At 68.2% G+C, this 12,453-nt stretch carries 12 protein-coding genes; 8 read left to right on the top strand and 4 right to left on the bottom strand.

The genetic code is table 11. The annotated features are described in order from the left end of the window. Nucleotides 1–32: 32 nt before the first annotated feature. From BLR03_RS06095 to BLR03_RS06080, 4 genes are all read left to right on the top strand, one after another. Entirely contained in the window at nucleotides 33–1,007 is a 975-nt protein-coding gene (locus tag BLR03_RS06095) for an aldose 1-epimerase family protein (RefSeq protein ID WP_091250998.1), read from the top strand. Nucleotides 1,008–1,091: 84 nt separating this feature from the next. After that, nucleotides 1,092–2,405: an AI-2E family transporter gene (locus BLR03_RS06090; RefSeq protein WP_175460423.1), complete on the top strand. Its 1,314-nt coding sequence runs from the start codon at nucleotides 1,092–1,094 to the stop codon at nucleotides 2,403–2,405. 21 nt (nucleotides 2,406–2,426) lie between these two features. Further along, on the top strand, nucleotides 2,427–3,665 hold the full coding sequence (gene ilvA / locus BLR03_RS06085; RefSeq protein ID WP_091250807.1) for a threonine ammonia-lyase: 1,239 nt from the start codon (nucleotides 2,427–2,429) through the stop codon (nucleotides 3,663–3,665). Nucleotides 3,666–3,736: 71 nt separating this feature from the next. Continuing rightward, complete coding sequence (locus BLR03_RS06080) at nucleotides 3,737–4,297, top strand: rhomboid family intramembrane serine protease (protein WP_091250805.1); 561 nt, start codon at nucleotides 3,737–3,739, stop codon at nucleotides 4,295–4,297. Nucleotides 4,298–4,453: 156 nt separating this feature from the next. Here BLR03_RS06080 and greA read toward each other — a convergent pair whose 3' ends face one another. The 3 genes from greA to BLR03_RS06065 all read right to left on the bottom strand — a co-directional run bounded on the left by greA (nucleotide 4,454) and on the right by BLR03_RS06065 (nucleotide 6,993). Further along, nucleotides 4,454–4,948 carry a transcription elongation factor GreA gene (gene greA / locus BLR03_RS06075; RefSeq protein WP_091250802.1) on the bottom strand — a complete coding sequence of 165 codons (495 nt, stop codon included), beginning with the start codon at nucleotides 4,946–4,948 and terminating at the stop codon, nucleotides 4,454–4,456. A 210-nt stretch (nucleotides 4,949–5,158) separates the two neighbouring features. After that, the gene (locus BLR03_RS06070; protein WP_091250995.1) at nucleotides 5,159–6,262 is read right to left on the bottom strand and encodes an alkaline phosphatase family protein; all 1,104 of its coding nucleotides are present in this window, start codon (nucleotides 6,260–6,262) and stop codon (nucleotides 5,159–5,161) included. 278 nt (nucleotides 6,263–6,540) lie between these two features. Further along, nucleotides 6,541–6,993: a DUF4307 domain-containing protein gene (locus BLR03_RS06065; protein WP_091250799.1), complete on the bottom strand. Its 453-nt coding sequence runs from the start codon at nucleotides 6,991–6,993 to the stop codon at nucleotides 6,541–6,543. A gap of 213 nt (nucleotides 6,994–7,206) precedes the next feature. Between BLR03_RS06065 and mca the strand changes: the two genes are divergently transcribed. The 4 genes from mca to BLR03_RS06045 all read left to right on the top strand — a co-directional run bounded on the left by mca (nucleotide 7,207) and on the right by BLR03_RS06045 (nucleotide 11,464). After that, a complete protein-coding gene (gene mca / locus BLR03_RS06060) occupies nucleotides 7,207–8,112 on the top strand; it encodes a mycothiol conjugate amidase Mca (protein ID WP_091250796.1) in 906 nt (301 codons plus the stop codon). Between the two features lie 136 nt (nucleotides 8,113–8,248). After that, nucleotides 8,249–8,578, top strand: a complete 330-nt coding sequence (locus tag BLR03_RS06055) for a hypothetical protein (RefSeq protein ID WP_091250794.1) — start codon at nucleotides 8,249–8,251, stop codon at nucleotides 8,576–8,578. Then, complete coding sequence (locus BLR03_RS06050; RefSeq protein WP_091250792.1) at nucleotides 8,556–10,802, top strand: thioredoxin domain-containing protein; 2,247 nt, start codon at nucleotides 8,556–8,558, stop codon at nucleotides 10,800–10,802. The genes BLR03_RS06055 and BLR03_RS06050 overlap by 23 nt, the downstream gene beginning before the upstream one ends. After that, a complete protein-coding gene (locus BLR03_RS06045) occupies nucleotides 10,799–11,464 on the top strand; it encodes an HAD family hydrolase (RefSeq protein ID WP_091250790.1) in 666 nt (221 codons plus the stop codon). Before BLR03_RS06050 ends, BLR03_RS06045 begins: the two co-directional genes overlap by 4 nt. 136 nt (nucleotides 11,465–11,600) lie before the next feature. Here the strand turns inward: BLR03_RS06045 and BLR03_RS06040 are convergent, their stop codons facing one another. Continuing rightward, nucleotides 11,601–12,317 carry a PAQR family membrane homeostasis protein TrhA gene (locus tag BLR03_RS06040; protein WP_175460422.1) on the bottom strand — a complete coding sequence of 239 codons (717 nt, stop codon included), beginning with the start codon at nucleotides 12,315–12,317 and terminating at the stop codon, nucleotides 11,601–11,603. Nucleotides 12,318–12,453 lie beyond the last annotated feature (136 nt).

Raw genomic sequence — 12,453 nt, 5'->3', positions numbered from 1 at the left:
CGGGTTGCCGGGTGGTCTGTACGGTGGTCACCATGGATCTCACAGCGACACATTCTGCATCCGGCACTGTTTCTTCCGCCAATGGCGCCGTGCGGCGGTATGCGACCGGGCGGCAGTACGAGCTCCGGCGCGGCGACGCCCTGGCCGTTGTCACCGAACTCGCCGCCGGGCTGCGCCTCTACAGCCGAGGCGGCACGGCCCTGACGGAGAGCTATGGCGACGCCGACATCCCGCCCGGCGCCATCGGTATCACCCTGGCGCCCTGGGCCAACCGGGTGGAGGACGGCATCTGGCATTTGAACGGCAAGAAAATGCAGCTCGACATCACCGAGGTCTCCCGCAACAACGCCAGCCATGGGCTGCTACGGAACTCTTCCTACGAACTCGTGGACGAGGACGAATTCTCCGTCACCCTGGAAGCGGCCGTGTTCCCGCAGCACGGCTACCCGTTCCTGCTGCGGCACCGGGTCCGCTACGAACTGGCCGAGGACCTCGCGCTGGCGGTGCGCCAGACCCTCATCAACGACTCGCAGGATCCCGCGCCGTTCGTGCTCGGCGCCCACCCCTACCTGCGGCTGGGGGACGTGCCCAGCGAGGAGCTCACGGTCAGCGTGAACGCCCGGACCCGGATTGTCGCCGATGACCGCCTCATTCCGCGCAGCACCGCGCCGGTTGGCGGCGAGTTTGATCTGCGCGACGGCCGCCCGGTGGGGGACCTGGACCTCGATTCGGCGTATACAGACCTGGAGTTCGACGGCGGCGTCGCCCGGCACACGCTGCGGGCGCCCGACGGGCGGTCGGTAAGCCTCTGGCAGGACGCGAACTGCGCGTACGTCCATGTCTTCGTGACGACGGAATTTCCGGGCCGGACGAAGGCGGTCGCGATTGAGCCGATGACCGGGCCGGCCAATGCGTTCAACAGCGGCGAGGGCCTTCGCTGGCTGGCGCCGGGGGAGCAGTTCTCCATGAGCTGGGGCATCTCCTCCTCGCTGACGGCCGCGGACTGACCCGGAGAGCCGGATGCCGGTTGCTGGTTTCCACTTGCCCGTTACCGGTTTCCTATTGAACGGCTGCTAGGGAATTATGGGGCTATGACGCCAGCTGAGGACGCCCCACCCGCCACATCACCCGCCATTTCCGCGGCCGGGGCCGGACACCGTGCCGGGGCCCGGGTGCGGACCGACAGGCAGATTGACCAGGACATTCCCTACGGCGTGCGGATCGCCGCCGCCTGGGCGTGGCGCGCCGGGCTCATCCTGCTGGTGCTCGGGGGCCTGATCTGGCTGCTCAGCCATGTCAGCTTCCTCATCATCCCGGTGATGGTGGCCGCACTGCTGGCGGGACTCCTGAGCCCTGCGGTGCGCTGGATGGCCAAGCGGAGCGTGCCCAAGGGGCTCGCCGTCGCCATCACGATCCTTGGTTTCATCGGCCTGATCGTCGGCGCCCTGACCCTGGTGGGGCGCCAGCTCGTCCAGGGGTTTGGGGAGTTGTGGTCCCAGGCCCTCACCGGCGTCCAGCAGGTCCAGACCTGGCTGTCGGAGGGCCCTCTGCAGCTGACGGCCGCCCAGATCGACAAATACGTCCAGGAAGGCACGGCCGCGCTGCAGAACAACAGCAGCAGTATCCTCAGCGGTGCCCTGACGTTCGGGAGCACGGCCGGGCACTTCGCGGCAGGCCTGGTACTGGCGCTGTTCGTGCTGATCTTCTTCTTGCTGGAAGGTGAGAGGATCTGGGCCTTCCTGGTCAGTCTCATGCCCCGGAACGCGCGCCGCGCCACCGACGGTGCGGGCCGCCGCGGCTGGACGTCCATGGTCAGCTACGCGCGCATCCAGATGTTCGTCGCGTTCGTGGACGCTGTGGGAATCGGCGTCGGCGCCGCCATCATCGGCGTGCCGCTCGCGCTGCCGCTGGGGGTGCTGGTTTTCCTCGGTTCCTTCATCCCTGTGGTCGGCGCGCTCGTCACCGGCGCCATCGCTGTTCTGCTGGCACTTGTCGCCAACGGACCGGTCAACGCACTGATCATGCTGGCGATCGTGCTCCTGGTCCAGCAGCTGGAAAGCCACATCCTGCAGCCGCTCGTCATGGGCAAGGCCGTATCCCTCCACCCCGTGGCCGTGATCCTGGCGGTCGCAGCCGGTTCCTACCTCGCCGGGATCCCCGGCGCACTCTTCTCCGTTCCGCTCTTGGCCGTAGCAAACTCGTCGATTCGCTACATTGCCGGCAGAACGTGGGAACATGATGAAGTGCTGGCAACCGCGGGACCAGAGCGCAGCCTTGCCCCTGAGCCCGGCGCAGATACCACCTTCACAGACGTCCACCTGCCGGGCCGAACGCCCGGCCGCGAGGGCGCCGCACCCAACAGCGGTGCTCCGGGCAGCGATGCCGGACGGGGCACCGACGCCTGATCCGAAGAAGGAGAACAGTTCGTGAATACCCTTGAGAGCCTGCCCGTCACGCTGGACGATGTCCTGGAGGCGCAGAAGCTGCTCGACGGGATTATTACGCGGACACCCGTGGAGTCATCGCGGGCCCTCGGCACCATGGTGGGCGGCGAGGTCTTCCTCAAGTGCGAGAACCTGCAGCGCGCCGGGTCGTTCAAGGTCCGCGGCGCCTACGTACGCATGGCCAAGCTCTCCGACGCCGAGAAGAAGCGCGGCGTCGTGGCGGCCTCCGCCGGAAATCATGCCCAGGGCGTGGCCGTCGCGGCCAAGAGCCTCGGCATCAAGGCCCGCATCTACATGCCGCTCGGCGTCGCACTGCCCAAGCTCGCCGCCACCCGCAGCCACGGCGCCGAAGTGGTGCTGCACGGCCACAACGTGGACGAGGCGCTGGCCGAGGCCAAGCGCTATGCCGATGAAAGCGGCGCGGTCTTTGTCCACCCCTTCGACGACGTCGACGTCGTCGCCGGTCAGGGCACAGTGGGGCTGGAAATCCTGGAGCAGGTCCCGAACGTGGACACCATTCTCATGGGCGTCGGCGGCGGCGGACTCCTGGCCGGCGTTGCCGTCGCCGTGAAGGCCCGCGCCAAGGAGCTCGGTCGCGAAATCCGCATCATCGGCGTCCAGGCCGAGAACGCCGCCGCCTACCCGCCCTCGCTCGCCGCGGACGCCCTCGTGCCGCTCAAGAAGGTCTCGACCATGGCTGACGGCATTGCCGTGGGCCGGCCGGGCCAGCTGCCGTTCAGCATCATCCGCGAGCTCGTCGACGACGTCGTCACCGTCAGCGAAGACGCCCTGGCCAGGGCGCTGATCTTCCTGCTGGAACGCGCCAAGATGGTGGTTGAGCCGGCCGGGGCCGTCGGCGTCGCGGCGCTCATGGAGGGCAAGATCGAAAACCCCGGCACCGTTGCGGTGGTCCTCTCCGGCGGCAACATCGACCCCATGCTGATGCTCAAGGTGATCCAGCGCGGCCTATCCGCGGCCGGCCGCTACATGACTGTGCGCATGATGCTCGATGACCGTCCGGGCTCGCTCGCGACGATTGCCCGCATCATCGCCGAGAACGACGCCAACGTCACCGGACTGGACCACACCCGGGTGGGCGGTTCCATCAGCATGGGCGATGTCTCCATCACCGTCAACCTGGAAACCAAGGGCCACGAGCACTGCAGTCAAGTCCTCGCAGCGCTCCGGGCCGAGGGCTTCCAGCCGATCGTGGTGCACTAGGGGCCGGGGTGCTGGACGCGTCTCCCGGCGGCACGCCGGGAAGAGGGGAATCTCCCGGGGCGCGGGCCCGCATGGGCCTGCTGGTAGTGGGATCGTTCGTGGTGCTGCTCTACCTGATCGAGATCGTCAACACCGCGTTGTTCCATTCCCTGAACCGCATATTCGGCCTGCGGCCGCGCAGCATGGACGGGATCCTGGACATCCTGACGTTTCCGCTGCTGCACGCGAGCCTCGCCCATCTGATGTCCAACACGCTCCCGTTGATCATTTTCGGGTTTATCGTGTTCCTGTCCGGGCGGCGGGTCTTCATCACGGCCCTGGCCGCCAGCTGGCTGGCGTCCGGAATCGTGGTGTGGCTCATCGGCGGAACCAGCGTCACCGTCGGTGCGTCCGGACTGGTGTTCGGGCTGTTCGCGTTCCTGCTGGTCCGCGGCTTCCTCAACCGGAACTGGTGGCAGATCGTGCTGTCCGTGGTGCTGTTCATGGCCTACGGCGGGATCCTCTTCGGCGTGCTGCCCACCGTGGCAAGTTTCGTCTCGTGGCAGGCGCACCTGGGCGGGGCGGTCGGCGGCGTCGCAGCGGCCGTGCTGCTGAGTACGCGGCGGCAGCGGTCGCTGCCCGCCGGCCGCTGACCCTCGCACACTGACCTGACACGCTGATCCGCGGCGCTGATCCGCGGCGCTGATCCACCAAGCAGGCAGAAAAAGCGACGCCGGCCTCCCCGCGAAGGGGAGACCGGCGTCGCTATTTTCGTAAAGGTGTTCCGTGCGGGAACGTGTGCTGCGGTGTTAGCCCGCGTACGGCTTGGCGGACATGATCTCCACCGTGATGTCCTTGCCGTTCGGGGCGGTGTAGCTGAGCTTGTCGCCCTCCTTGTGGCCGACGATCGCCGCGCCGAGGGGGGACTTCTCGCTGAAGACGTCCAGATCCGAGTCGCCGGCGATCTCGCGGGAGCCGAGCAGGAAGGTTTCCTCGTCGCCGGCAATCTTGGCCACGACGATCATGCCGGGCTCCACGATGCCGTCATCGGCCGGGGCTTCGCCGACGTGGGCGTCCCGCAGAAGGGCCGTGAGCTGGCGGATGCGGGCCTCGATCTTGCCCTGCTCCTCCTTGGCGGCGTGGTAGCCGCCGTTCTCCTTGAGGTCGCCCTCCTGGCGCGCGGCTTCGATCTTCTGGACGATTTCTGCCCGGCCGGGGCCGGAAAGGTGGTCCAGCTCTGCCTTCAGGCGGTCAAAAGCTTCCTGGGTAAGCCAAGCCGCAGTTGCGCTGTTGGTGGTAGACACGGACTTCTCCTTTGGGTGGTCATACAAGCAAAGACCCCGCCACGGTGGCCACTTTTATGACTCAGTAACCAGCTCAGCGGGGGAAAGGTATTGATCCATTGTAGTCAATCCTGTGGATAAACCAAAGAGGACTGCGGCGTGGATCACATCGTGTTGCCATCTGGCAAGGTTTGCCCGGCTGGTGCCGCCACCCGGGGTGGCTGAGGCTGGTCACGGCCGCGAGTTGAAGACGTCGGATCCAAAACCGTCGACTCCAGGGGCGCCGGCATATGCGAGGCGTGGTAGCGAGAAGATGTCTTCGATCGTGGCCAGAAGGCTGTAGTGGCTGTACGTCTTGTCCGAGATTGTGCCGCCCCGGACGAAGGGGGAGAGCACTAAGGCACCGACGCGGCCCCCGGCTGTTCCGCCGGGAACGCCCTCTGGGCCCTGCCTGCCACCGTCAGCTTCGTCAAAGGTAATGACAAGCACTCCGTCCTGTTTATAGGCCGGGGAGTCCAGAATCGCGGGTATCTGTTTCTGCAACCAGACGTTGGAGCTGACCAAGCCTCCCTCCCTGCCGTCCGCGCAGGGACTGTCATGCCCGTCATTGCATAAGTTGGGGCTGATGAAGGAAAGATTGGGGGTGGTCGCTGCGGACTTAAGGTCGCCGGCAAGTTCGGTGAAGTCGACCACGTTCTTCTGACAATCCGGCGAGGATGTGATCGCCGCGAAGTAGACAAAGGGGTTATGCCGGGTCGCGTATTGATCATCCGGTGAGGCGTCCTGGTTACCGTCCTCGGCCCCGGTCTCAGGATGCCGGCATGGACTCTTCATCCCCTCCATGTAGCCCTTCCAAGTCTTACCGGCCGCACTGAGTTGGCCCGCGACGGTTGGTACCGACGCGGGATAGATGCAGCCGGTACCAAGCACCTGCCCCGGCTCGGCGGTGCCCGTTGGTACGAACGGGACATATGTCCCGCAATCGTTCCGGGTCATGGGGTTGGAGGCCTGCCCCGAAATCTGCGCGATGTAATTGGGAGCGGAGTGATGGGCGATTGCGTAGTAGTTGGAAAGCAACACGCCCTTGGAACGAAGCGTCTCAGAGAGGTAGGGAGCGTCCGAGTCAGCGCCCCAGGCCTTGTCGAATCCTTCATTCTCGAGATTGATCACAAACACATGCCCCGGGCGGTCGGCGCGGGCGCCCGGGGCGGGCGCCCGAGGATCCGGGGCTCGCCATGGCTCGCAGCCGGAAACTGCCAGGACTACTGCCGCTGCCAGCACCAGCAGGGCGGCCGCGCCCCGGCCGATGGTTCCTTTCGACTTTCCGGGGTTCATGTGCATCCCGCTTTCTTGTTGAAGCGTGCAGCAGGGGCCCGACACCGCTTCGGTCGCTGTCCTGCTCTCATGACCGACGAGTCGCTGGCACCAGCATAGGTCTCCGGTCCAGGGATGTCCCTCCACGGACACCTTTTGAGTTCATTGATTGGCGCGGCGTCGCGGTGAATGACCAGCTCCCCGCTGCCCGGCGGGTCGCGGGTGCCGCATATGCGGAGGCGTTGGCAGCGGCCGGGTGACGCCGCTGCAGCACAGCTGCGGCCCGCAGGGGCCGCGACCTACTTTCCCGCGTCCGGAATCCAGCAGTTGTCCACGACGGCGGAGACAGCCTGGGACTCGGTGCGCAGCTGGGTACTGTGGCCGGTGGTGTGCCCGCCGTCGGTGCCGGCATCGGTGGGGTTCGGGCCGATGTCCACGACTTTCCAGCCGACGATCGCGAACTTGGCGTCCATGGCCTTGACAGCGCACTTGGCATCCGCGGCGGGGTCCTTGGTCACCTGGAAGTCAACCTCCGTCAGCGTGGCGTCGGTAGTGCTGTAGCCGATGTCCTTGAAGCTGACGCTGGTAGTGGCCGCCGACGTCGTCACCCAGGCAAGGAAGGCGATGCCCACGGCGAGGACGGCGATCAGGATGTTGCGTTTGCCCTTGCGTGTCAGTGCGCGCTTTTGGCCGCCGTAACGATTGGCTAGGCTGGTAGGTGCCGGCGCGGCATGCTGATCCTCGGAAGTCACCAGTCCAGTTTAGTGTGGATCGGACCAGGATATTTCCGCGGCGGCGGCTGACCCTGCAGGCTACGCCATGGACGGCCGGCCCGCCGTGCGGGGTGGCCGTGCCGTAGCGGCCCCGCAGCGTCCGGCGCAACGGCATGTCCGCCACAACAGATTGTCCGCTCGACCAGCAAGTCCGCCCTAACAGAGAACAGCAGAAAGAGGAGCCGTCCCCTGATGACAGCATCCCCCAGCCCGTCAGCACCGCTTCGTCTGCTGGCGGTCCATGCTCATCCCGACGACGAATCGAGCAAGGGTGCCGCCACGATGGCCATGTACGCCGCCTCGGGCGTGGACGTCCTGGTGGCCACCTGCACCGACGGCTCGCGCGGCGACATCCAGAACCCCGCCATGGAGGGCCAGCCGCACCCCAAGCGCGACATGGCCGGGGCGCGCCGCCTCGAGATGGACGCCGCCGCGAAGGTGCTCGGCGTCCGGCAGCGCTGGCTCGGATTCGTGGATTCCGGGTTGCCGGAAGGGGACCCGCTGCCGCCCCTGCCGCCGGGCTGCTTCGCCCTGCAGCCGCTGGAGCGGGCGGCCGCGCCGCTGGTCCGGCTGGTCCGGGACTTCAAGCCCCACGTGATCGTGAGCTATGACGAGAACGGCGGCTACCCGCACCCGGACCACATCATGGCGCACAGGGTAGCAGTCGAGGCTTTCGCGGCGGCCGGTGATCCAGCCCGCTACCAGGGCATCGGGGAGCCGTGGGCGCCCAGCAAGCTCTACTACGACCGCGCCTTCAGCCCGGACCGCTTCCGCGCGCTCCACATTGCGCTGGAAGAGGCCGGCCTGCAGTCCCCGTATGCCGAGAGGCTGGCCACCTGGCTTGAGGCCGACGCCGAGGGGCACACCCCGCCGCCGCCGACGCACCCCACCACCACCCAGATCCAGTGCGGGGACTTCTTCGAAGCCCGCGACGACGCGCTCCGGTCCCACCGCACGCAGGTGGACCCGGAAGGATTCTTCTTTGCGGTATCCGCGGCCATGCAGCGCAAGGTCTGGCCGTGGGAGGACTACTCCCTGATCGAGTCGCGGATCCCGGTCGAACTGCCCGAAACGGACCTCTTCGCCGGGTTAAGATAGACGGGATAGACTTCTTCTATCCGGCGTAGAAGAGGCCCCGTAGAATTGGGGCCCCGTAGAATTAACGCCCCGTAGGACAGGCGCCGTAGAAGAGGCGTCGTAGAAAAGACACCGGTTTCCACAGAAGGTTTTCACCGTGCATTCCTTGCTCATCGCTCTGGCAACAGCTCCGGCGCCCACCCCCACGCCGTCGCTGCGACCGGGCCTGTCCGAGGACCAGGTCACCCCGGGTTTTCTGGGCTTCCTGCTGACAGCCTTCATCGTGGTGCTGACCGCGCTGCTGATCGTGGACATGGTGCGGCGCATCCGGCGGGTCCGCTACCGGGCCCAGGTGGAGGCCGAGCGTACGGCCGCCGGAGAGGCGGGGACCTCCGGCGCCGACGGCACCGAGGACACCCGGTTCCCGGCTGACGGCGGGGTGTCCCGGCCGGAAGTCAACGGCGATGCAGGACCCGGAAACCGCTAACAGCGGTCCCCGCAGCCCGACGCCAGGGGGCTCGAACGCCCTGTCGGCGGAGCCCTCTGCGTACCTGCGCCAGCACGCCGGCAACCCCGTCCACTGGCAGCCGTTCGGCGATGCGGCCTTTGCCGCCGCGGCCATCCGGGACGTTCCGGTGTTCCTCTCCATCGGCTACGCGGCATGCCACTGGTGCCATGTCATGGCCCACGAATCCTTCGAGGACCAGGACACGGCCGACTACCTGAACGCCCACTTCGTCGCCGTCAAAGTGGACCGCGAGGAACGCCCCGACGTCGACGCCGTCTACATGGCCGCCACCCAGGCGATCAGCGGCGAGGGCGGCTGGCCGATGTCCGTCTTCCTCCTGCCCGACGGCCGGGCCTTCCACGCCGGCACCTACTTCCCGCCCCGGCCTATGCCGGGCCGCCCCTCCTTCCGGCAGGTCCTTGAAGCCGTGAGCGAGGCCTGGACGGAGCGCCGCGGCGCTGTCGAAGCCAATGCCGCCACCCTGGCCCGCGGCATCGCCGCGTCCCAGCCGGCCAGCGCCGTCCGGCTCGACGGGCCGCCGGAGCCCCTGGACGCTGCGCTCCTGGGGGAGGCTGTTGGTGCCCTGTCCCGCTCCGAAGACCAGAGCCACGGCGGCTTCGGCGGCGCGCCGAAGTTCCCGCCGTCGGCCGTGCTCGAATTCCTGATCCGGCACGCCGCAGCGCCCGGGGACAGAGTGCCGTCGGCAGCCGCTGACCTAGACACTGCCGGCCCGGACGCTGTAGGAGCTGACACCGCGGCGGCGGCCCGGGACATGGCGGGGCGCGCCCTCGCGGCGATGTCCCGGTCGGCGTTGTTCGACCAGCTCGACGGCGGCTTCGCCCGCTACTCCGTGACCCGGGACTGGTCCGTTCCGCACTTCGAGAAAATGCTCTACGACAACGCCCAGCTGCTGCGCGTCTACGTCCACTGGGTCCGGCTGGGCGGCACGCCGGAGTACCCGGCGGCCGAGGCGGCAGCAGTGGCCGGGCACACCGCGGACTGGCTGCTCACCCGCCTGGGGCTGCCGCCGGCCACGGCCGCGGCACCGGGCGGGGGAGCGGTGCAGGCGGTGGCCCTGGCGTCGTCGCTGGACGCCGACACAGTGGTGGACGGCGTGCACGCCGAGGGCGCCAGCTACCTGTGGACCGCCGCCCAGCTCCAGGAACTCTTGGGCACCGCCGACGGCGCCGCCGTGGCGGCCCTCATGAACGTCCGCACACCCGGGAGCGTGACCGCCGACGGTTCGCCGCTGCATCCGGGCCGGGAGATCGCCGGTGACGACGCTGTGCTGTGGCAGCGGGCGCGCCCGGTGCTGGCGCAGGCGCGCTCCGGCCGCCCGCAGCCAGGCCGGGACGACAAGGTGGTGGCCGGCTGGAACGGACTGGCCGTCGCGGCCCTCGCCGACGCCGGGGCCGTCCTGGCACGGCCGGAGCTCGTGGCCGCCGCGGAACGTATTGCGGCGTATCTCGAACGGGTGCACTGGCAGCCGCCCGGAGACGGTCCTGGCAGGCTCATCCGCGTCTCCCACGGCGGGATGGCACGCGGAATCGGGGGCCTGCTGGAGGACTATGCTTTTTGCGCCGAAGGACTGTTCGCGCTCTATGGGGTGACCGGGCACACCCGCTGGTACAACCTGGCGGCGGCCATGCTGGATGCGGCCTGCGTGCGGTTCGCGGCGGACGGCGGACTGAAGGACGCTGCCGGGGAGTCGGCGCAGGTCACCGCGGCCCAGGGCGGCCGGGACGGCCTGGACCTGTTCGACAACGCCGCCCCCAGCGGTGCCGCCGCACTGGCCGGGGCGTTGCTGACCCACTCGGCGCTGTCCGGCTCCCCGGAACACCGCACCCTGGCGGCCAACATCCTCTCCCTGCTGCCGCCGCTCGCGGTCCGGGCGCCCCGCGTGGCGGGCTGGCTGCTGGCGACCGCCCAGGCCGCGCTCGCCGGACCCGTCGAGGCCGCCGTCGCCGGGCCGGACACGCCCGGGCGTGCCGCGCTGCACCGGGCGCTGCTGCTCTCACCCAGTCCCGGGCTGGTGGTCGCGGTCCAGGACGACGGCGCCGCACGGCCCGTGCCGCTACTGCGCGGCCGCGGTGCGGGTCCGGACGGCGCCCCGCAGGTGTTCCTGTGCCGCGGAATGGTCTGTGACCGTCCGACGGGTTCCGTCGAAGGGGTGCGCGAGCGGCTGGCTACAATGGCCCGATGACTTCTGAGCACGGCTTTGAGCTGGTGGTGTTCGATTGCGACGGCGTCCTGGTCGATTCCGAGGTAATCGCCGTCCGGGTGGACCAGAGGGTGCTGGCGGACCTCAGCTGGGACCTGGAGCTCGATGAAATCGTGGAACGGTTCGTCGGAAGATCCGAGGCCCAATTCGTAGCCTCCGTGGAGCAGCACCTCGGAATCCGGCTGGCCGACGGCTGGGACCAGGAGTACGGACGGTGGTACCAGGACGCCTTCGAGCGCGGGCTTGAGGCGGTCGACGGCATCGAGGAGGCGCTGGACCGGCTGCGGCTTCCGCACTGCGTCGCCTCCAGCGGCAGCCACGAAAAGATGCACCGCACCCTGGGCAAGACCGGGCTGCTCTACCGCTTCCAGGGCCGCCTCTTCAGCGCCACGGACGTGGCCAACGGCAAACCGGCGCCGGACCTGTTCCTCCACGCCGCCCGCCGCCTCAGCACCGCGCCGGAGCGCTGCGCCGTCGTCGAGGACAGCGCCTACGGCGTCCAGGCCGCCCGGGCAGCCGGGATGCACGTCTTTGCCTACGCCGGAGGCGTGACCCCGGCCGCGCGGCTGGCCGGCCCCGGGACCACCGTCTTTTCAGACATGCGGCAGCTGCCCGGGCTCATCGCGGCGGGGCGGCCCGCCTGAGCCGCCGGCCATTCGTGGCTGAGCTTCGACGTCGGAATTTCCCCACCTTCGGGGGCCTCGCCCGGCGTGTCGGGCAGAAGGGCCGGTGAGTCCCGGCGTCGCTGTCTCAATGGTGGGGAGACTGGGCACTGAAGGCTCAGCTCAGGACTGCGATCGCAATGGCAATGTAGTGCGCGGCGAAGGCGACCACCGTCAGGGCATGGAACAGCTCGTGGAAGCCGAAGTGCTCGTAACTGAAATTCGGCTTCTTCAGGGCGTAGAAGACTGCTCCGGTGATGTACAGGACGCCCCCGACGCAGGTCAGCACGGCCGAGGCCACATTGGCGGCGAAGAAATCCGGGAGATAGAACAGGGCCCCGCAGCCCAGGGCGATGTAGATCGGCACGTAGAGCCACCGCGGGGCGTGGGTCCACAGCAGGCGGAACAGCACACCAAGAATGGCCCCGGACCAGATGACCCACAGCAGCAGCTCGGCCTTCTGCCGCTCCAGCAAGGCCCAGGCCAGCGGCGTATAGCTGCCGGCGATCACCAGCATGATGTTGGTGTGGTCCAGGCGCTTGAGGACAATCTTGACCCGCGGTGACCAGTTCCCGCGGTGGTACACGGCACTGACCCCGAAAAGCAGCACCCCGGTAACGGCGTAGACGGCGCACGCAACCTTCAGATCCGGCGGAGCCAGGAGCACCAGCACCAGCCCGGCGACGAGCGCCAGCGGAGCGGTCACGGTGTGGATCCAGCCCCGCCATTTGGGCTTGATCATGAGCAGCTCGGCAAGCTTCACCGCGGCGTCGTCCACCGGGGTCCCCTTATTTGCCGGAGGCTCCGGCCGGGGCTCCAGACTGTTGCTTTCCATGCCGCCATAATAAACTACGCACTGGTAAGTTACCTGCGAGTAACTATGGTTGGGGGGCTACCCGGCGGCAGTCCTGCACGCGGCAGGGCGCTCCGGCAGGTAGCCTAGGATGTGCACTGAACCAAGGATCTCAAGG

The organism is Arthrobacter sp. ok909 (genome assembly GCF_900104405.1).
Lineage (GTDB): Bacteria > Actinomycetota > Actinomycetes > Actinomycetales > Micrococcaceae > Arthrobacter > Arthrobacter humicola.
The sequence above is the reverse complement of the archived record's forward strand: the minus strand, read 5'-3'. Positions and strand labels throughout refer to the sequence as shown.